General features: G+C 42.5%; 13 protein-coding genes. 1 reads left to right on the top strand and 12 read right to left on the bottom strand.

The window, feature by feature from the left end:
* Window positions 1–92: 92 nt before the first annotated feature.
* The gene (locus AB8E63_RS07505; RefSeq protein WP_368910638.1) at window positions 93–4250 is read left to right on the top strand and encodes a family 20 glycosylhydrolase; all 4158 of its coding nucleotides are present in this window, start codon (window positions 93–95) and stop codon (window positions 4248–4250) included.
* 45 nt (window positions 4251–4295) lie between these two features.
* Here the strand turns inward: AB8E63_RS07505 and purB are convergent, their stop codons facing one another.
* The 12 genes from purB to AB8E63_RS07445 all read right to left on the bottom strand — a co-directional run bounded on the left by purB (window position 4296) and on the right by AB8E63_RS07445 (window position 20798).
* Window positions 4296–5594 carry an adenylosuccinate lyase gene (gene purB, locus AB8E63_RS07500; RefSeq protein WP_036756530.1) on the bottom strand — a complete coding sequence of 433 codons (1299 nt, stop codon included), beginning with the start codon at window positions 5592–5594 and terminating at the stop codon, window positions 4296–4298.
* A gap of 159 nt (window positions 5595–5753) precedes the next feature.
* Entirely contained in the window at window positions 5754–7241 is a 1488-nt protein-coding gene (locus tag AB8E63_RS07495) for a PIN-like domain-containing protein (protein ID WP_368910636.1), read from the bottom strand.
* 10 nt (window positions 7242–7251) lie between these two features.
* Window positions 7252–8325 (bottom strand): 5-(carboxyamino)imidazole ribonucleotide synthase, encoded by a 1074-nt coding sequence (gene purK, locus AB8E63_RS07490; protein ID WP_368910635.1) that lies wholly within the window; start codon window positions 8323–8325, stop codon window positions 7252–7254.
* On the bottom strand, window positions 8312–8803 hold the full coding sequence (gene purE / locus AB8E63_RS07485; RefSeq protein ID WP_025170212.1) for a 5-(carboxyamino)imidazole ribonucleotide mutase: 492 nt from the start codon (window positions 8801–8803) through the stop codon (window positions 8312–8314). The genes purK and purE overlap by 14 nt, the downstream gene beginning before the upstream one ends.
* Window positions 8804–8993: 190 nt before the next feature.
* Window positions 8994–10256 carry a phosphoribosylamine--glycine ligase gene (gene purD / locus AB8E63_RS07480; RefSeq protein WP_368910634.1) on the bottom strand — a complete coding sequence of 421 codons (1263 nt, stop codon included), beginning with the start codon at window positions 10254–10256 and terminating at the stop codon, window positions 8994–8996.
* A gap of 121 nt (window positions 10257–10377) precedes the next feature.
* A complete protein-coding gene (gene purH, locus AB8E63_RS07475) occupies window positions 10378–11925 on the bottom strand; it encodes a bifunctional phosphoribosylaminoimidazolecarboxamide formyltransferase/IMP cyclohydrolase (protein WP_368910632.1) in 1548 nt (515 codons plus the stop codon).
* Window positions 11926–11998: 73 nt separating this feature from the next.
* Window positions 11999–12553 (bottom strand): phosphoribosylglycinamide formyltransferase, encoded by a 555-nt coding sequence (gene purN, locus AB8E63_RS07470; protein WP_368910631.1) that lies wholly within the window; start codon window positions 12551–12553, stop codon window positions 11999–12001.
* Window positions 12553–13575, bottom strand: a complete 1023-nt coding sequence (gene purM, locus AB8E63_RS07465) for a phosphoribosylformylglycinamidine cyclo-ligase (protein WP_036756560.1) — start codon at window positions 13573–13575, stop codon at window positions 12553–12555. Before purM ends, purN begins: the two co-directional genes overlap by 1 nt.
* 36 nt (window positions 13576–13611) lie before the next feature.
* Window positions 13612–15054, bottom strand: a complete 1443-nt coding sequence (gene purF, locus AB8E63_RS07460; RefSeq protein ID WP_368910629.1) for an amidophosphoribosyltransferase — start codon at window positions 15052–15054, stop codon at window positions 13612–13614.
* 168 nt (window positions 15055–15222) lie between these two features.
* Window positions 15223–18948, bottom strand: a complete 3726-nt coding sequence (locus AB8E63_RS07455; protein WP_368910628.1) for a phosphoribosylformylglycinamidine synthase — start codon at window positions 18946–18948, stop codon at window positions 15223–15225.
* A gap of 63 nt (window positions 18949–19011) precedes the next feature.
* The gene (purC, locus tag AB8E63_RS07450) at window positions 19012–19719 is read right to left on the bottom strand and encodes a phosphoribosylaminoimidazolesuccinocarboxamide synthase (protein WP_368910627.1); all 708 of its coding nucleotides are present in this window, start codon (window positions 19717–19719) and stop codon (window positions 19012–19014) included.
* 161 nt (window positions 19720–19880) lie between these two features.
* Entirely contained in the window at window positions 19881–20798 is a 918-nt protein-coding gene (locus AB8E63_RS07445) for an HlyD family efflux transporter periplasmic adaptor subunit (RefSeq protein ID WP_368910626.1), read from the bottom strand.
* Between the last annotated feature and the right edge of the window lie 3 nt (window positions 20799–20801).

Raw genomic sequence — 20801 nt, 5'->3', positions numbered from 1 at the left:
TTCCTCAAAAACTTGACTTTATTTTAGTTAGAACATAAAATAGAGTTAGTATGTGAAAACGCTATCAAAAATATTAAAGGGGAGGTTTTTTAATGAAACCAGAAAATAAACAGCGCTTCTCTATTCGTAAATATGCAATCGGAGCAGCTTCTGTATTGATCGGCTTTGCCTTTCAGGCTCAAGCCGTTGCTGCCGACGGAGTCGTACCTGCTCCAACAGAAAATCAGCCTGCTATCCAAACTACTGGAGAAGTCACTCCACCAACGAGTGAAGAAAAACTCGAAACTGCTCCAACAACAGAAAATGCTACTCCAGCTGCTCCAGTAGCAACTACTGAAGCTCCAAAAGTTGAAGGTGCTCCTGCACCTGCCGTAGCAGAACCAGTCACAGCAGAAGAAACTCCAGCTAAACCAGAAATTACTGAAGAAGTTAAGAAGACAGAATCTGAAAAAGAAAAAGAAAAAGAAGAAAACAAAGAAGTTGCTAAGGTCGAAGCACCTGCAGTCGCTACAGAACGAGCAGCTCAAGTGAATGAAAAACTGGCTAAAAAGAAAATTGTTTCTATCGATGCTGGACGTAAATACTTTTCTCCAGACCAACTGAAAGAAATCATCGACAAAGCCAAACACTATGGCTATACTGATCTTCACCTTTTAGTCGGAAATGATGGCTTGCGCTTCATGCTTGATGATATGTCTCTAACTGTAGGTGACAAAACTTACGCAAGCGATGATGTCAAACGTGCTGTTGAAAATGGAACCAATGCCTACTACAATGATCCAAATGGTAATCATCTAACTGAAAGTGAAATGACCGACTTGATTGGTTATGCTAAGGATAAAGGAATTGGACTTATCCCAACAGTCAATAGCCCAGGTCATATGGATGCTATCCTCAATGCCATGAAAGAACTTGGCATTGAAAAACCTAACTTCAACTACTTTGGTAAAGAATCAGAACGTACTGTTGACCTTGACAACGAAAAGGCTGTTGCCTTTACAAAAGCTTTGATTGATAAATACGCTGCTTACTTTGCTGGCAAGTCTGAAATCTTTAACATCGGTTTGGATGAGTATGCTAATGATGCTACTAATGCCAAAGGATGGAGTGTTCTTCAAGCCTATAAATGGTATCCAGAAGATGGTTTCCCAGACAAGGGTTATGATAAATTCATCGCCTATGCTAATGACCTAGCTCGTATCGTCAAATCTCACGGTCTGAAACCAATGGCCTTCAATGACGGTATCTACTATAATAGCGATACTACTTTTGGTACCTTTGATAAAGACATCATCGTGTCTATGTGGACTGGTGGCTGGGGCGGTTACGATGTCGCTTCTTCTAAACTACTTGTTGAAAAAGGGCACGAAATCCTCAATACTAACGATGCTTGGTACTACGTTCTCGGCCGTAATGCTGATGGACAGGGTTGGTACAACCTTGATCAAGGTTTGAACGGTATTAAGAACACACCGATTACTTCTGTTCCAAAAACTGAAGGTGCCGATATCCCTATCATCGGTGGTATGGTAGCTGCTTGGGCCGACACTCCATCTGCCCGCTACTCTCCATCTCGCCTCTTCAAACTCATGCGTCAATTTGCAAATTCAAATGCTGAATATTTCGCTGCTGACTACGAGTCTGCTGAACAAGCTCTTAAAGAAGTGCCAACTGACCTTAGTCGCTATACTGCAGAAAGTATTGCTGCCGTTAAAGAAGCTGAAAAGGCTATTCGTTCTCTTGATAGCAACCTTAGCCGTGCTGAACAAGATAGCATTGACCAAGCGATTGCAAAACTCCAAGAAGCTGTTAGCAACTTAACCTTCACACCAGAAGCTCAAAAAGAAGAAGATGCCAAACGTGAAGTTGAAAAACTTGCCAAAAACAAGGTTATCTCAATCGATGCTGGACGTAAATACTTCACTCTAGACCAACTCAAACGTATCGTAGATAAAGCCAGCGAACTTGGTTACTCTGACCTTCATCTCCTCCTTGGAAATGATGGACTTCGCTTCCTCTTGGATGACATGACAATCACTGCAAACGGCAAGACCTATGCAAGTGACGATGTAAAAAATGCCATCATTGAAGGAACAAAATCTTACTACGACGATCCAAATGGAACAACTTTGAACCAGGCTGAAATCACTGAGCTTATCCAATATGCTAAGGATAGAGGCATTGGAATTATCCCTGCTATCAACAGTCCTGGCCACATGGATGCTATGCTTGTCGCTATGGAAAAATTGGGCATTGCAAACCCTCAAGCTAACTTTGACAAGGTTTCAAAAACAACCATGGACCTTGAAAACGAAGAAGCAATGAACTTTACAAAAGCCCTTATCGGCAAATACATGGACTTCTTTGCAGGCAAGACTAAGATCTTTAACTATGGTACAGATGAGTATGCCAACGACGCTACTAACGCTCAAGGTTGGTACTACCTCAAGTGGTATGGACTCTATGGTAAGTTTGCAGATTATGCTAATGGTCTAGCTGCCATGGCTAAAGAAAAAGGTCTGCAACCAATGGCCTTTAACGATGGTTTCTACTATGAAGATAAGGACGATGTTGAGTTTGATAAAGATGTTATCATCTCTTACTGGTCTAAAGGTTGGTGGGGTTATAACCTTGCGTCTCCTCAATATCTAGCAAGCAAGGGCTATAAGTTCCTTAACACTAACGGAGACTGGTACTATATCCTCGGTCAAAAACCTGAAGATGGTGGAGGCTTCCTCAAGAAAGCTATCGAAAACACTGAAAAAACTCCATTCAACCAGCTAGCTTCAACTAAATATCCTGAGGTTGATCTACCTACTGTTGGTAGTATGGTAGCTATCTGGGCGGATAGACCAAGCGCTGAGTACAAAGAAGAAGAAATCTTTGAGCTCATGACTGCATTTGCAGATCACAACAAGGACTACTTCCGTGCTGACTACAAAGCGCTACGCGAAGAACTTGCTCAAGTCCCTGAAAACTTAGAAGGATATAGCACAGAAAGTCTAGATGCTCTCAAGTCTGCTAAAGATGCTCTTAACTACAACCTCAATCGTAATAAACAAGCTGAATTGAACACACTTGTAGCTAATCTCAAAGCTGCTAGACTCGGTCTCAAACCAGCTGCAACTCACTCAGGAAGTCTTGATGAGAGTGAAACTTCTGCTGCAGTTGAAAACCGACCAGAACTTATCACAAGAACGGAAGAAATCCTGTTTGAAACTGTCAAGAAGGAAAATCCTAACCTTCCAGCAGGACAAGAAAAAGTTGTAACTGAAGGTGCCAAAGGCGAACGTACAATCTACGTCTCAGTTACTACTGAAAATGGTAAGGAAACTGAAACAGTTCTTGAAGAAAAAGTCACAAAAGAAGCTGTTAACCAAGTGGTTGAAGTTGGAACTCCTGTCACTCACGTAGGAGACGAAAAAGGAGTTGCTCCTGTTGCAGATGCCAAACCACGTGTTGTCATCGAGGACGAAGAAATTCCATTTACAACAATCACTCGTGAAACGGATGCCTTACCTAAGGGAGAAACTCGTGTCGTAACTGAAGGCGTCAAGGGTCGTCGTAGTCATTTCTACTCTGTGTCTACTGCTACTGACGGAAGCGAAGTGAAAACACTGGTTACTAGTGTTGTCGCTCAAGAACCAGTTACTCAAATCATCGAAGTTGGGACTCCTGTAACACATGTAGGAGACGAAGAAGGAGTTGCTCCTGTTGCAGATGCCAAACCACGTGTTGTCATCGAGGACGAAGAAATTCCGTTTACAACTATCACTCGTGAAACGGATGCATTACCTAAGGGAGAAACTCGTGTCGTAACTGAAGGTGTTAAGGGACGTCGTAGTCATTTCTATTCTGTGTCTACTGCTGCTGACGGAAGCGAAGTGAAAACATTGGTTACTAGTGTTGTCGCTCAAGAACCAGTTACTCAAATCATCGAAATTGGTACTCCTGTAACACATGTGGGAGATGAAAAAGGTCTAGCTCCTGTTGCGGAAGAAAAACCAGCACTAGAGATTCCAAATATACCGGCTCCTGTTGCAGAAGAAAAACCTAAATTAGAAATTCCAAGTAAACCAGCTCCAGCAACTGTTCCTGCCGAGGAAAACAAAGCTCTTCCTCAAGCCCCAACTCCTGTGGCAAAAGAAAATAAACTTCCTGAGACAGGAAGCCAAGGTTCAGAATGGTTGATTGCTACAGGTCTCATGGCTGCACTCACAGCTTATGGACTTAGCAAGAAAAAAGATTAAGCATAAATAAAAAGCGAGATACAATCTCGCTTTTTTGTTTTATGATTAGTCACCCAAACCAATACGTTCGAAGATTTCATCCACTCGTTTGGTGTAGTAAGTTGGGTTGAAGATTTCGTCGATTTCTTCTTGAGTGAGACGTGAAGTCACTTCTGGATCTGCTTCAAGAAGTGGTTTGAAGTCGACTTGGTTATCCCATGATTGGGCTGTCTTCGGTTGAACAAGGTCGTAAGCTTGTTCACGCGTCATACCTTTTTCAATCAAAGCCAACATAGCACGTTGGCTAAAGATAAGACCGAACGTTGAGTTCATGTTGCGAATCATGTTTTCTGGGAAGACCGTCAAGTTCTTGACGATATTTCCAAAACGGTTGAGCATGTAGTCAATCAAGATGGTCGTATCTGGTGTGATGATACGCTCAGCAGACGAGTGAGAGATATCACGCTCGTGCCAGAGAGCCACGTTCTCATAAGCTGTAATCATGTGCCCACGGATAACACGCGCAAGACCTGTCATGTTTTCAGAACCGATAGGGTTGCGTTTGTGAGGCATTGCTGATGAACCTTTTTGCCCCTTAGCAAAGAACTCTTCCACTTCACGTTGTTCAGATTTTTGCAGACCACGGATTTCAGTAGCCATACGCTCGATAGAAGTTGCGATGCTAGCAAGAACTGCAAAGTACTCAGCGTGAAGGTCACGAGGAAGCACCTGTGTAGAGATTTCTTGAGCACGGATACCAAGCTTGTCGCAGACGTATTGCTCCACAAATGGTGGGATGTTGGCAAAGTTACCAACCGCACCAGAAATCTTACCAGCTTCGACTCCAGCAGCCGCATGCTCGAAACGCTCGATGTTCCGTTTCATTTCGCTGTACCAAGTAGCCAATTTAAGACCAAAAGTTGTAGGCTCAGCGTGCACACCGTGAGTACGACCCATCATGATGGTGAACTTGTGCTCCTTAGCCTTATCAGCGATGATGTTGGTGAAGTTTTCAAGGTCACGACGGATGATGTCGTTGGCTTGCTTGTAAAGGTAACCGTAGGCAGTATCGACTACGTCAGTAGAAGTCAAACCATAGTGGACCCACTTGCGCTCTTCACCAAGAGTCTCAGAAACCGCACGTGTGAAGGCAACCACATCGTGACGAGTCTCTTGCTCGATTTCCAAAATACGGTCGATGTCAAAGTCCGCCTTTTCACGAATCAAAGCCACATCTTCCTTAGGGATTTCTCCCAACTCAGCCCATGCCTCATCAGCCAAGATTTCCACCTCAAGCCAAGCACGGTATTTATTTTCTTCACTCCAAATATTCGCCATCTCAGGGCGAGAGTAACGTTCAATCATGGTTAAGATATTAAGGCAACAAGAAGCAACTAAGTTTTAGGAAACCAACAACGTATATCTGCGTCTGAGACGGATTATATAAATTCCGGGTTTTCCTCTCGAATTCAGTTGTACTTGCTTGTGCCAATCCTTTCTATAAAAATTTTTAATTATTTTTTCCTAGTAGTAATCATAACGGTCTTCTTCATAAAAGGCATCTTCCCATGAACTTTCGTAGAAATCTCGACGATCTTCAATAATTTCCAAATATAGTTCTTCTTCATCCTCAATATCAGGATAAAAGTCTTCACCAAATTCAACTCTAATTTCTCGCTTAATTTTTACTAACAGTTCACCTGAAGCACCAATATTACTTCCTGGAGATGTTACTGCTTCCTTAGTATCATCATCTCGCCCCCAGTATTCAAAGTAATCATATTCAATATTACAGTCAAATATAGCCAAGTATTCAACTCGATATGAACCTCCACCTAGATCATTCAAACTAATTTCATCAATAGAAAAGAGATTAGCAACATTATATATTTCATAAAATTCATATGCATCTTCTGGCTTTATTCCATTACCCTGTGTGCTTTCAACCTCTTTCTCTAATGCTCTAACAAAATTGAATGCTTCATCTTCAATGGCTTCTTTCAAAGATTTATATTTAATTTCCGAAATAGTTGAGCTACCAAACTTAGTTTCTAGCTGTCCATTTAATTCATATAAAAAGTCAGATAATTTTAGCTTTTTTATCTTTTCCCCTACTATATCTTTAAATTCCAACAAAATCTCATACCTTGGTCTTTTGGAATCTGTACGCTTCTGTTTCTTATTTGCTTCTTCCCCCTCTATAATTTCATTCCAATCCTCTTTAGTATCGTCTGAAACAAATATAACTGGTTTAGACTGAGATTGAGCATGTTTTAATATTTGTTTCCAAATTATTAAATCCCCGTATACCTGGATACTTTGTTTTTCTTCTGTATCCATATAACCTGGTGGAATAGAGGCCGAATATCTTAATTCCCCCTCACGAATTATGTCCATAAGTTCGGGAAATGAATAACCATCGCCGATTGTAAAATTATTCTCAATAAATTCTTTCAGAGTATCTTGTTCAATTTGATTGGTTATTTCAGTAATACGGGCTTCTTTCTCATCCTTAAGCTTATCTTCAAAATCACTAAAAATTTTAGAATTTTCTATATCAGTAAGTTTCAAAGTAAAATTGTTAACCTCTGTTTTAAATTCTTCAATAAACGTGGACGAAAAGTACGGATGGGTTTGTCTGTTCCCAAATTGTTGTTCAAAGTTCTTAATCGCATTGTTAGTATCTGTTATCGTCTTTTTTATCATTTCTTTTTGATAAATTATCTTTGCAAAGAATCCAATACTTTCATTCTTATTAAAAACATTTTGATAACCTAATGTTTGTTTTTTTATTATGATTTCACGATTTTTATCATATTCAAACTTAACATGATTGGGTAAAAATATCCTGTCCTTAAAATGATAATTACATTTTTCAAGAATTTCAACAGCTGAATCTGTGCTGTAAAAATATAATTTTAAAAGTGACGATGTGTCAAAAACAAGAATTGCATTCTCATACATGAAATCTTCATCTGTTTCATATAGCTCACTTATTTCATTCCAGTTCATATCCTTCCTCCTAAAACTCCTCTACCTTATCCGGTACATCACTAAACAATGTCACATGTCCCATCTTGCGGTTGTGCTTTGCTTCTAGTTTACCATATAAGTGGAGGTGAGCGCTTGGATTTTCTGTGACATATTTTTCAGCAGCCTCGACATGCTGGCCGAGGACATTGAGCATGACGGCAGGCGCATGTAGTTGGATAGCAGGCAACGGTGCTCCGAGAACACCCAAAATATGCGTGTCAAACTGGGAGAAATCACAAGCTTCAATCGAATAGTGCCCTGAGTTGTGGGGGCGTGGGGCAATCTCATTAACGATAATATCATCAGCTGTCGCAAACATTTCCACACAAAGAGTTCCAGATAGGTTGAGCTGTTCTGCGATTCGCACTGCCATAGCTTTGGCTTTGTCTGCTAGACTCTCAGAAATGCGAGCTGGAACAATGGTTTTAGACAGGATATTATTGCGGTGGATATTTTCCTGAACCGGGAAAACTGTCACGTCCTTGCCATTTCCTGATACAATGACAGAAATTTCAAGGTCAAAGTTGACAAATTCCTCTAAAACACAGTCTGCTGAGTCTGCTAACGCATATGCTTCTACCAAGTCTGCTTCTGAGCGAATGACCTTTTGTCCATGCCCATCATAGCCACCAGTCGCAGTCTTGAGAACATAGTTTTTCGATAGGTCAATATCTGCCAAATCTTGGCTTGAAGTCACGACCTTGTATGGGGCCACAGTGACTTTGGCCTTGTTTGAGAGAAAGTCCTTTTCGAAAATACGATTTTGAGAAATACGGAGCAAGTCCGTTCCTTGAGGGAGTTGTCCATCCTTGATGACAGCATCTAAACCATCTGCATCAACATTTTCGAATTCATAAGTGAGAACATCACAGCGCTCTGCCAATTGACGAAGTGCGTCAACATCATTATAAGGCGCTACGATGATTTCCGCCACGCGAGAGGCCGGGCAATCAGCCGCAGGATCCAGCGCGATAACCTTGTGCCCCATGTAGATAGCAGAAATGGCCATCATCTGACCCAGCTGACCACCACCGATAATTCCGATTGTTTTAGATGAGCTCATTCGTCGACTCCTCTGCGATTTTTCCTTGTTCTTCTGCGAAATCTGCCAATGCTGTCGCAATAGCCTGATCCTCTACTGAAAGGAGACGGAGGGCAAAGAGGGCCGCATTGGTCGCACCTGCTTCACCAATAGCCATTGTCGCAACAGGCACGCCACCCGGCATCTGAACAATCGAGTAAAGAGAATCCACGCCACTAAGAGCACGTGATTTGACGGGTACACCGATGACAGGAAGGGTTGTTTTGGCAGCTACCATACCTGGCAAATGGGCTGCGCCACCCGCACCTGCGATGATAACCTTGATGCCACGGCTACGGGCTCCCTCCGCATGTCTAAACATGAGGTCTGGTGTACGGTGAGCGGAAACAACTTTCTTTTCGTAGACTACACCGAAGCGGTCTAGGACTTCTGCTGTTTTTTGCATGGTTGCCCAGTCGGATTTTGAACCCATGATGATGGAAATAATTGGTTTAGTCATAATTTTTCCTTTTTCTTCTTTTTTGATAATGGTCTTAGGTGGTGGGAACGGAAGCAAACCTTCGGTTTCATTCCTAAAATTTGAGCCTAAGGTCTCAAATTTTCCCTAGACCAGAACAGATACTGTTCTGGTATTTTCACCATGGCGACCATTGTCGTGTTTGGCGACTGCGTCGCCTTTTCTTATATCTTTATCTTATTGCCTTGCTTCCGATATCCGTACGATAGAAAAGGCCTTCTGTGTTTTGTTTGTTGAGTTGGTTGTAGATAATGTTTTGCCCGTCTTTGACAGTATCTGCTGTGGTGACTAACATATAGACACGTCCACCGTTTGAGAGGAGGTCTTCCTCATTTTCAGCAAATTTAGCTCCGGCATAGTAAGTGATGATGTCGCCTTCTGTCTTGGTAGGAAGCTTGACACCTTTCTCATAAGCGAGTGGGTAGCCGTTTGATGCTACAACCACGCCCAGTGTCACACCCTTGTTCGTCCAAGTAATAGCTGGCTCTTTGCCATCCAAAATGTCAGTGATATTTTGTGCAAAATCGGATGTTAAACGAGGAAGGATAATTTGCGTTTCAGGATCTCCAAAACGAGCGTTAAACTCGATAACTTTGGGTCCATCAGCTGTTAAAATAAGCCCTGCGTAAAGGACACCAAGGTAAGGACGCCCTTCGTGGATCATCCCCTCAAGGACTGGCTTAACAATAGTCTCCACTGCCGTGTCAACCACACTCTGTGGTAAGTGTGGAACTGGCGCATAGGCACCCATCCCACCAGTGTTAGGCCCCTTGTCGCCATCATAGGCACGTTTGTGGTCCTGAGCCGTTGGCATGATGTAGAACTTGTCACCATTGACAAAGGCAAAAAGTGAAAATTCCTCTCCTGCAAGAAACTCCTCGATAACCACACGCGCACCTGAGTCGCCGAATTTATTGTCCAAAAGCATCTCGTGAGCAGCTTCGACTGCTTGCTCAACTGTCTCAGCAACGACGACACCTTTCCCAAGGGCCAAACCGTCTGCCTTGACGACGATTGGAGCACCTTTTTCTTCGATGTAGGCCTTGGCTTCCTCAAAGTCTGAGAATGTGCCATAGGCTGCTGTCGGAACATCGTATTTGACCATGATTTCCTTAGCAAAATCCTTAGACCACTCCAGCTCAGCCGCAGCTTTAGTCGGACCAAAGGCTTTGAGACCAGCTGCATTGAAATCATCCACGATTCCAGCAGCAAGAGCGTCATCTGGACCAATGAAGGACCAATCAATATCGTTGGCTTTTGCAAACTCAATCAATTTAGAATGTTCGGAAATAGAGATATTTACCAATTCCAGACCATCCAGAGTCATCCCGTCATTCCCAGGAGCTACAAAGACTTTTTCAACATCTTTTGACTCAAGCAACTTCTTAGCAATGGCATGTTCACGACCACCCGAGCCGACAACTAACAGCTTCATCTTTCAACCTCTTTTGCGAATTATTTACTAATATTATACCATAAACGTTCGTTTTAATCTTGTTTCGTTTCGCTTTTAAAGCAAAAAAAGGAAAGAAACTGTTTTCTTCCCTTTTATTTTCTTAATGTCTAAAATGTCTCACGCCTGTGAAGACCATAGTCAAGCCGTATTTATCAGCCGCTTCGATTGACTCTTGGTCACGGACAGAGCCCCCTGGCTGGATGATAGCCTTGATACCTGCTTTAGCGATTTCTTCCACGTTATCCGCAAATGGGAAGAAGGCATCCGAAGCAAGGACAGCACCGTCAAGGTGATCTTTAGCTTGATCAATGGCGATACGGACTGAAGCCACACGGTTGGTTTGACCAGGACCGACACCCAATGTCATGTGGTCATTAGTCACGATGATTCCGTTTGATTTGACATACTTGATAGCTTTCCAAGCAAACTCAAGGGCAGTCGCTTCTGTCTCAGTTGGTTGGCGTTTGGTTACCACTTGCCAGTCAGCTGGGCTTTCTTTGATCACGTCTTGGTTTTGAATGAGGAGTCCACCGACAACACCTGTGTATTCTGCTTCCACTTCACTAGCATCTTGTGCGTCAAATGGCAAGGCAAGAATGCGCAAATTTTTCTTTTTGTTGGTCAAAATAGCTAGTGCTTCATCCGTATAGCTTGGTGCGATGATGATTTCAAGGAAAACACCGTGCATCTTCTCAGCTGTCGCAGCATCTACCTCGCGGTTAAGAACAACGATTCCACCGAAAATCGATACTGGGTCAGACTCATAAGCGTAATCCCAAGCTGTTTCGATGTCATCAGCCTGACCGATACCGCACGGGTTCATGTGTTTCAAAGCAACAACGGTTGGACGATCTTTGAAATCGCGAATGATACGGATCGCTGCATCAGCGTCACGGATATTGTTGAAGGACAATTCCTTACCGTTGAGTTGTTTAGCTGAAGCAATGGAGTAATCCGTTGGCAAGGCTTTTTGGTAGAAGTCTGCGTCTTGTTGAGGGTTTTCACCGTAACGCATTGGTTGCTTGAGGTCATAGGTCAAAGTGAGTTTTTCAGGTTTTGCTTCACCCACTTGAGCTGTGAAGTATTCTGCAATCAAAGCATCGTAAGCTGCTGTGTGACGGAAAACCTTAGCTGCCAAACGTTGACGAGTTTCGTAAGTGGTTTCGCCTTTCGCTGCCAATTCGTCAAGCACAACAGCATAGTCAGCAGGGTCTACAACAACTGTTACGCTAGCGTGGTTCTTCGCTGCTGAACGAAGCATTGATGGACCACCGATATCGATGTTTTCAACGGCATCCGCATAAGTCACGTCTGGTTTAAGAATGGTTTCCTTGAATGGGTAAAGATTGACCACAACAAGGTCAATCAATTCGATTTTGTTATCCTTGGCTGCTTCTAAGTGACTATCCAGGTCGCGACGAGCGAGGAGACCGCCATGGATATTGGGGTGGAGGGTCTTGACACGACCGTCCATCATTTCCGGGAAACCAGTCACATCATCGATAGCAATGGTATCAACACCGGCATTATCAAGGGCAACTTTGGTACCACCTGTTGAGATGATATCCCAACCAAGTTTTTTAAGTTCTTGGGCAAATTCAACAATGCCCGCTTTATCTGAGACTGAAATAAGTGCTCGTTTTGTCATGTTCTTTCTTTTCCTTTTTAAAAAAGTTCTTTCTTTGCTACAGTAGAAAATTTTTTTCAGCTCGTGGGCTTTCTTATTTTCGTGCAGCCCCCAAACTATCCAAGACTTCTGGATAGAGCTTGTACTCTGTTTCGTGGATGCGAGTTTCGAAAGTATCAAGGGTATCCCCTTCAAGGCGTGGCACACGGACTTGTTTAATTACCTTACCGGTATCCACACCAGAGTCCACCCAGTGAATGGTCACACCAGACTGGTCAACGCCTGCATTCCAAGCATCCTCAATGCCATGAGCACCTGGAAATTCTGGCAGGTAAGCCGGGTGAATATTGATGATACGGCCTTCATAAGCTGCTAGTAAAGTTGGACCGACGATTTTCATATAACCCGCCAAACAGACTAGGTCAATCTCGTGCTCATCCAAGAGCTCGACAATAGCTCCTTCGTAGTCTGCCTTGCTCTCAAACTCCTTGAGTTCGAAGGCATAGGATAAAACTCCAAGATTTTCGGCACGTTCTAAAACGTAGGCATCCCGGTGATCTGAAAAGACAAATTCTACTGGAAATTGTTCCGCAATGACCTGAAAGTTTGAACCATTCCCAGAAGCAAAAACAGCAATCTTTTTAGCCATTATTTAATCACCACACTTGCATCTGTCTTCTTGACAATCCGACCGATTTCATAAACAGGTTCGTCGAGAAGTTCTTTGACACGTTCCACATTTTCTGGTTTTACTGCAAGCATGAGACCAATACCCATGTTGAAGATTTCAAACATTTCTTCGTGTTTGATTTGGCCATATTTTTCAAGGGCTTTGAAAATTGGAAGGACTGGTACTTTACTTTCGTCAATTTCAGCAGCCAAATCATCTGAGAACATACGTGGCACATTTTCGATGAAACCACCACCTGTGATGTGGGCAATTCCATTCACCAATTCTTCTTTGATGAGTGGCAAAGCCGCTTTGACGTAGATGCGAGTTGGCTCAAGAAGAACGTCCTTAAGTTTTTTGCCTTCCAATTCTGGGAGGACTTCTTCACCTGTGTAGTCAGCAAAGACACGACGGACGAGCGAGTAACCATTTGAGTGGATTCCGCTTGAGGCAAGTCCAAGAAGCACATCACCTTCAGCCACTTTTGAACCGTCGATGATTTGAGATTTTTCAGCCACACCGACCGCAAAACCTGCCAAGTCATAGTCGTCTTCGCCATACATACCAGGCATTTCAGCCGTTTCACCACCGATGAGGGCCGCACCTGCTTGTACACAACCTTCAGCCACACCAGCAACCACTTGTTCTAGCTTAGCTGGTTCATTTTTCCCAGTCGCCACATAGTCTAGGAAGTAAAGGGGCTCTGCACCTGCAGCGATGATATCGTTGACACACATAGCCACACAGTCTTGTCCGATAGTATCGTGTTTGTCGTACTTGATAGCAAGCATAAGTTTAGTACCAACACCATCTGTTCCTGAGATCAAGACGGGCTCTTTGACACCAGTTTTTGAAAGGTCGAACATACCACCGAAGCCACCGAGAGCTCCCATAACACCTGCACGCTCCGTACGTGCCACGTGTTTTTTGATCCGTTCAACAACTTCATAACCCGCTTCAACGTCCACACCAGACTGCGCATAAGCATTTTTATTCGTCATTTGTTTATTCCTTTTCCTTTCCTTCAATGGGGAATTTTATTTGTAAAAACTCGTTTTTTCTTCCAAACTTCTACGATATTCTTCTTCATAATCATAGAGAGGAGTTGGATAGTTCCCATCAAAGTAAGCCACACATAGACCGCCATTTGGCGCGTCTGTTTCAATTCCAATAGAGTTAATCAAGCCATCAATCGAAAGATAAGTCAGGCTATCCGCACCAATGATTTGGCAAGTTTCCTCAACGGTATGATTAGCCGCAATCAACTCCTGACGTGTCTGGATATCAATCCCGTAGAAACATGGATAGGCAAGAGCAGGACTACCAATGGCAACATGCACTTCTGACGCTCCCGCTTCTTTCAAGAGTTGGACAATGCGACGAGATGTTGTTCCACGTACAATTGAGTCATCAATCATGACCACACGTTTGCCTTTCACGACACCAGAAACGGCAGAGAGTTTCATACGAACTCCTTGCTCGCGCAATTCTTGAGTCGGTTGGATAAATGTCCTTTGCGTGTATTGGTTCTTGATGAGCCCCATTTCATTTGGCAAACCTGATTCTTCCGCAAATCCCATAGCTGCGCTGAGTGAGGAATTTGGTACCCCAACTACGATATCAGCTTCATGCTTGAACTCACGCGCCAATTGCGCTCCCATTCTCTTACGAGCCGTATGGACATTGACACCATGGATATTGGAGTCAGGACGGGCAAAATAGATATACTCCATAGAGCAAATCGCCAACTGAGTATCGTTTGTATAACTGTCATACTGGATACCACTGTCATCAACAATGACAATCTCGCCTGGTTTTACATCGCGAATCCACTCAGCACCGATTACTTCGAAGGCACAGGTTTCAGATGAAACCACTACTGCTCCATTGGCCAATTTCCCTATAGAAAGTGGACGGAAACCGTTTGGATCTAAAGCTGCAATCAGCTTGTCTTCAAACATTAAGAGATAGGCAAATCCACCTTTGACAAGGCTGAGCGCTTCTTTGACTTTCCCCAGCAGGCTAGGATTGTGGCTTCGGCGAATAAGGTGAGCCAAGATTTCAGAGTCAGAGGTTGAGCTAAAAATTGCTCCTCTTTGTTCTAGTTCTGTCTTAAGAGATGTAGCATTGGTCAAATTCCCATTGTGGGCAAGACCAAACTGCATATCATGAAAGCGAAAGAAGAAGGGTTGAATATTGTCAACAGACGCTTCCCCAGCAGTCGCATAGCGCACATGTCCAATAGCTCCTGCTCCTGTCAGTTTATCCAATTTCGCTGGATTTCTAAAAACTTCTGATAGAAGCCCCATATCACGATGACGCTTCAATTTCCCTTGGTCATTGGAGAGGATTCCTGCCCCCTCCTGACCACGGTGCTGAAGACTATGGAGTCCAAAATAGGTTAATTTGGCAGCGTCTGGGTGGCCCCAGATACCAAAAACACCACATTCTTCATTAAGAGATTTTACTTCGTATGTCATTTTTTATACCTAATTTTTATTTGTGTATCATTCCTTAACGATACTAGAGCGGAATGATACGGCAGAAGCTCGTTTCACTCGCAACAATAAATCATTTGCAATTGTCGTAAGTTAGATCTACTTGATTTTACATTTACTGATGGTTATCTATTAGAAAATCTGCAAAGCCTATTTTCCAGTAAAGTATTTAACCGCTGATGCAAAGAGATATTGGTCTTTATTCCCTGGAATATTTTGGAAAAGACCGTCTTCGAAACGTTCTGAGTGACCCATCTTACCAATAATTTGACCGTTCTTGCTTGTGATACCTTCAATCGCATTGACAGAACCATTTGGATTGTATTTAGAGTCCATGCTTGGTTTGCCTTCGAAGTCAACATATTGGGTAAAGATTTGACCATTGTCACGAAGTTCTGCAAATTCCTCAGCTGTCACGACAAACTTACCTTCACCGTGTGATACTGGGATGGCATGGATGTCACCAACTTTCACGCCAGCAAGCCATGGTGAGTTCGTGTTAGCAATCCGTGTTTCAACCATCTTAGCCACGTGTTGGTTGGCATCATTGTAGAAGAGAGTTGGACTAGTACTGTTTGCATCTTCAAAGTTACCATATGGAAGAAGACCAGATTTGACAAGAGCTTGGAATCCGTTACAGATACCGATAATCAAACCACCACCTTCGATGAAGCTATCGATAACTGCACGTACTTTTTCGTTAAGCAAGATATTAACGATGAATTTAGCTGATCCATCAGGTTCGTCAGCGGCTGAGAAGCCACCTGCAAAGAAGATAATGTTGGCTTTTCCGATATTGTCAACCATTGTGTCAACAGACTTGACAATAGCCTCTTCGTTGAGTGTGACAAATGGTACTAAGTTGACTTTTGCACCTTCTTTTTCAAAGGCCTTAGCTGAATCGTACTCAGAGTTAGTACCTGGGAACACTGGGATGTAAACCACTGGTGTCTCAACTGTTTCTTTAGCTTTGATGACAGCATCTGATGTCACCGCAGGTACTTCTTCCAACTCAGTTGCTTGTGCAAATTCCGTTGGGTAGACCTCTTCCAATTTACCTTGGAAGGCACTGTCAAGTTTATGTCCATCAAGCGTTACACCATTGACAGTAAGTGTAAAGTCAGCTGCTGTTTGTCCAATCTTCTTAACTCCCGCAATTTCTTCAGGAGATGTGAAGATGAATCCACCCAATTGAGCTGTCAGGACAGTCTCAAGATTTTCAAGGGTTACAGTGGCACCGATATGGTTACCAAATGTTGCAAGGGCAAGAGCTTCAAGGATACCACCATATTTGACCGCTGATGCAGCTGTCACTTTGTGGTCAGCTTGGATGGCTTCAAACTTAGCAAAGTTAGACTTGATAAGATCAAAGTCAATTTCTTGTGCCAAAGCTTGACCTGGGATGTAATAGATATTTTCACCAGCAGCTTTAAATTCTGGAGAAAGGACCTTACGACTATCTGCAGTTGTGACACCAAAAGCAACCAAGGTTGGTGGTACTGTCAATTCTTCAAAGGTACCAGACATGGAGTCCTTACCACCGATAGATGGCAAACCAAGTTGAATCTGAGCTTCAATGGACCCAAGAAGAGCTGCTACTGGTTGACCAAAACGCTCTGCTTGTTTATCCATACGCTCGAAGTACTCTTGATAAGAGAAACGAGCCTTAGACCAGTTTGCACCAGCAGCAACCAAACGAGCGGTTGCTTCGATGACCGCATAAGCAGCACCATGATATGGAGACCATTCTGCTACATAAGGATTGAACCCTTGCGCCATAACAGAAGCAGTTGTTGTCACACCATGTTGGACTGGCAATTTCTGTACAGAAGCTTCAGTTGGTGTGATTTGGTAGCGACCACCGAGTGGGTGATTAACAGTTGAACGACCAACTGAGCTATCAAAGATGGTTTGCAAGCCTTTTTGACTAGCATGGTTAAGATCAGCCAAGACTGCAAGAGTATCCGCTTCAAGGGTTTCGGCAGATGTTTGGCGTTCTTCTGGAAGATTAACATCTTTGTCAACTACCTTAGCATCCACAACTACACGCACACCGTTTGTATCAAGGAAACGACGTTCCAAATCAACAATCGTTTCACCATTCCAGTGCATGACAAGATTTGGTTTTTCCGTCACTGTCGCGACGACAACCGCGTCAATATTTTCTTTATTACATGCTGCAATGAAGGCAGCTACATCTTCTGGACGAACTACCACAGCCATACGCTCTTGAGATTCAGAGATGGCAATTTCGGTACCATTCAAACCTTGGTATTTCAATGGCACTTTGTCTAGATCAATTTCAAGACCATCTGCCAATTCACCGATAGCCACACAGACACCACCAGCACCAAAGTCATTTGATTTCTTGATCAGACGTGTCACTTCCCCATTACGGAAAAGACGTTGAATCTTCCGTTCTTCGATGGCATTCCCTTTTTGAACCTCAGCACCAGCCGTTTCAACAGATTCAACCGTTTGAACTTTAGATGAACCTGTCGCACCACCGACACCATCACGTCCAGTCTTACCTCCGAGCAAGATAATCACATCACCTGCTTCAGGTTTTTCACGGACAACATTTTCCTTAGGAGCCGCACCGACAACGGCACCTAGCTCCATACGTTTCGCAACGAAACCAGGGTGGAAGTATTCACGAACATAAGTTGTTGCAAGACCAATTTGGTTCCCATATGAAGAATAACCGTGAGCCGCTGTTTTAGAAATTACTTGTTGTGGCAATTTACCAGCACGAGTCGCTGAAATTGGAGCTGTAATATCGCCAGCACCTGAAATACGCATGGCTTGGTAAACGTAAGAACGCCCTGACAATGGGTCACGAATGGCCCCACCGATACAAGTAGCCGCTCCACCAAATGGTTCGATTTCCGTTGGGTGGTTATGGGTTTCGTTCTTGAACATGAGAAGCCATGGTTCTTTGACACCATTGACATCCACTTCAATTTCAACAGAGCAGGCATTGATTTCATCAGATACTTCCATGTCATCCAAACGGCCATTGGCACGCTCATAACGGCCAAAAATAGTGGCCATATCCATCAAGGTTTGAGGTTTTTCTGTACGTCCCAACTCATCACGCATGGCAATATACTTGTCATAAGTCGCTTGCAATTGTTTTTGGAATTTAGAAGCTGAGAAGTCGATGTTTTTCAACTCAGTCTCGAATGTTGTATGACGGCAGTGGTCAGACCAATAAGTATCCAAAACCTTCAACTCAGTCTCAGTTGGCACACGTCCAATTGACTTGAAATAGTCTTGAATGAAGAGGAGGTCATCCACTTCCATGGCCAATCCTTGCTCTGCCTTATACTGTGCAAAATCTTCTGCCGTATAGCTTTCAAAGAAATCCAAGCTTGGAATGGTCTTGTCAGACTCAGAGAAATCCTGTTTCGCAATGCCAAGAGTGATATCTTTGAAACGAGAATCCACTGGGTTCAAGAGGTAGTTTTTGACAGCTTCCAATTCATTCGCATCAATATCCTTATTGACCAAGTATAATTGTGCTGTATTCACCGTTACATCATTTGAACTACCAAGTAAAAGCAAAGCTTCCTGTGAAGATGCTGCACGTTGGTCAAATTGACCAGGCAAACTTTCAATAGCAAAGAAAGCATAATTCTCAAGATCAGCCTTAACCGCAGCTTCATCCAAAACAGTATCGGTCACTTGCTCAGAGAAGATGTGTTTTTCCGCACGCGCAAACAAGTTCTCTGCCAAATTAAAGACATCGTAAACCTGAACAATACGAAGATCATTCAACGTTTTCAACTGAAGATTATGCTGTAATTCTTTTACTAAAGACTGAGATTTTACACGAAAATCAGCTTTTTTCTCAACGAAAATACGTTTATCCATTTTATTTCCTTTATTTCTATTCAAATAGGTTATCGAAGACGAAGGTTTTGCCTTTCAAACAAGTTACTTCAAGCCCTGCAATTTCTCCAACACAATCTTATATACATCCGTTAAACTGCCTAAATCTCTACGGAACACATCCTTATCCATATGGTGCCCTTCCGCATCCCAAAGGCGGCAGTTGTCTGGTGAGAATTCGTCTGCCAAGATAATCTTGCCATCCTTATCAAAACCAAATTCCAATTTGAAGTCAATCAATCGAAGACCAATTTGTGCAAACCAATCTTTCAGCAATTCATTGATACGACGCGTTTCTTCCTTGATATAAGCAATTTGTTCATCATTGGCAATATCCAAGAACTTCACATGCTCATCATTGATAAATGGATCATCCAACTCATCATTTTTGTAGTAAAATTCAACGATTGGAGTTTTCAAGTCCAAACCTTCTTCAACACCGAACCGTTTTGAGAAAGAACCTGCCGTCACGTTACGAAGCACAACCTCCAAAGGAATGATGGTAACCTTCTTGTTCAATTGTTCGGTATCAGAGATACGTTCGATAAAGTGAGTAGCCACACCCGCAACATTCAATTTTTCAAAAATAAGAGACGAAATCTGATTATTGAGCACACCTTTGCCTTCGATGGTCTCTTTACGAGCACCATTCAGCATGGTAGCCTGGTCCTTATAAACGGACCTAATCACATGTTCGTCTTCTGTAGTATAGATGTCTTTAGCTTTTCCCGTATAAATAAGTTTACTGGACATTTTCTTGTTCGCCTTTCGTATTACTTGAGCTCATTTTATCACAACGATAAGTAAAAATCAAATATTTCACGAACGAAAACGCATTCCATCCTGAGTTTTATAAAAACTGTAAATCGTTTTAGGATTACAGTTTTTAAATATTATTTAAGAAAAAGTGATCATTATTCCCAATTCAAGAAATCATCCAAATAATAGCGTAAATAACTTTTCTTGCCTGTAATTATCTGTAAACGGCCTTCTAAACCATACCTAAGCTTTTCAGCTTGTTCTTGAGTTATTTTTGTTTCCGCTTCTATTTTAAAGAAATTTCCTTGGTCAGTTCTCGTTGCAATTGTATCAATACTAGTGATAGTAGAAATAAGTCTCACTTGACCATTAGCGTCATTAGTCGTGGTAAAGCGTACAGAATCTCCAATCTTGATTCTCACAATATCTTTTGAACTAAGATAGGCCGTCAATTTTGTTTTCCCTTCTCTATCTAATAGTGGATATAATTTAGCCAGTAATGTTCCTTCTGTGACTACCGCAGATTGATTCCTTTCAGGATTGAGATAAAGAACTCCGTCTTCCTGGGCTCTTATTGTTCCTGTTTCGAGTAAGCTAGTTTGATTTTTTTTGCCTATTTCTCCTTCTAAATCATCTTGCTCTAAAGCTATCTGCTCTTGTACAGTCGAAGAATTCTGAGAAAAGAGACCTATATTGGGTTGTGTAGTACTGTTCTTAAGGTTACTTGTTTTACTTTGATGATTTCTAAAACTCTCCAACTGATTAACATTAGCTTCATCCTGAATCACATCTCCAACCTCCTGATACTGAACAAGTAAATCTCCTCGTTGCACTTGTTTGTTCTCTTCCAGATAATTAACTACCATCCGCCTATTACTAGTTGATTGGATATTAGCAATGATACGACTAGGTTCAACTGTAGCTTTCGAAGATAAACTAATTTCCTTTTCTGCAAACATTGCAAATCCAAACGTAAACACAACCAAAAGTGACATAGGAAAAATCACTCGGCTGGAAAAATTATGATAACGTCGATTATAAAATTCCGCACTTTCTAAAAATTCAAGATGCATTCT

This window comes from Streptococcus sp. oral taxon 061 (assembly GCF_964211575.1).
Classification (GTDB): Bacteria; Bacillota; Bacilli; order Lactobacillales; family Streptococcaceae; genus Streptococcus.
The sequence above is the reverse complement of the archived record's forward strand: the minus strand, read 5'-3'. Positions and strand labels throughout refer to the sequence as shown.

Coding starts and splice junctions, on each gene's coding strand:
- AB8E63_RS07445 (WP_368910626.1), bottom strand. CDS start 20,798: ATGCATCTTGAATTTTTAGAAAGTGCGGAATTTTATAATCGACGTTAT.
- purD (WP_368910634.1), bottom strand. CDS start 10,256: ATGAAGCTGTTAGTTGTCGGCTCGGGTGGTCGTGAACATGCCATTGCT.
- AB8E63_RS07455 (WP_368910628.1), bottom strand. CDS start 18,948: ATGGATAAACGTATTTTCGTTGAGAAAAAAGCTGATTTTCGTGTAAAA.
- AB8E63_RS07505 (WP_368910638.1), top strand. CDS start 93: ATGAAACCAGAAAATAAACAGCGCTTCTCTATTCGTAAATATGCAATC.
- AB8E63_RS07495 (WP_368910636.1), bottom strand. CDS start 7,241: ATGAACTGGAATGAAATAAGTGAGCTATATGAAACAGATGAAGATTTC.
- purE (WP_025170212.1), bottom strand. CDS start 8,803: ATGACTAAACCAATTATTTCCATCATCATGGGTTCAAAATCCGACTGG.
- purF (WP_368910629.1), bottom strand. CDS start 15,054: ATGACATACGAAGTAAAATCTCTTAATGAAGAATGTGGTGTTTTTGGT.
- purB (WP_036756530.1), bottom strand. CDS start 5,594: ATGATTGAACGTTACTCTCGCCCTGAGATGGCGAATATTTGGAGTGAA.
- purK (WP_368910635.1), bottom strand. CDS start 8,325: ATGAGCTCATCTAAAACAATCGGAATTATCGGTGGTGGTCAGCTGGGT.
- purH (WP_368910632.1), bottom strand. CDS start 11,925: ATGACAAAACGAGCACTTATTTCAGTCTCAGATAAAGCGGGCATTGTT.
- purC (WP_368910627.1), bottom strand. CDS start 19,719: ATGTCCAGTAAACTTATTTATACGGGAAAAGCTAAAGACATCTATACT.
- purM (WP_036756560.1), bottom strand. CDS start 13,575: ATGACGAATAAAAATGCTTATGCGCAGTCTGGTGTGGACGTTGAAGCG.
- purN (WP_368910631.1), bottom strand. CDS start 12,553: ATGGCTAAAAAGATTGCTGTTTTTGCTTCTGGGAATGGTTCAAACTTT.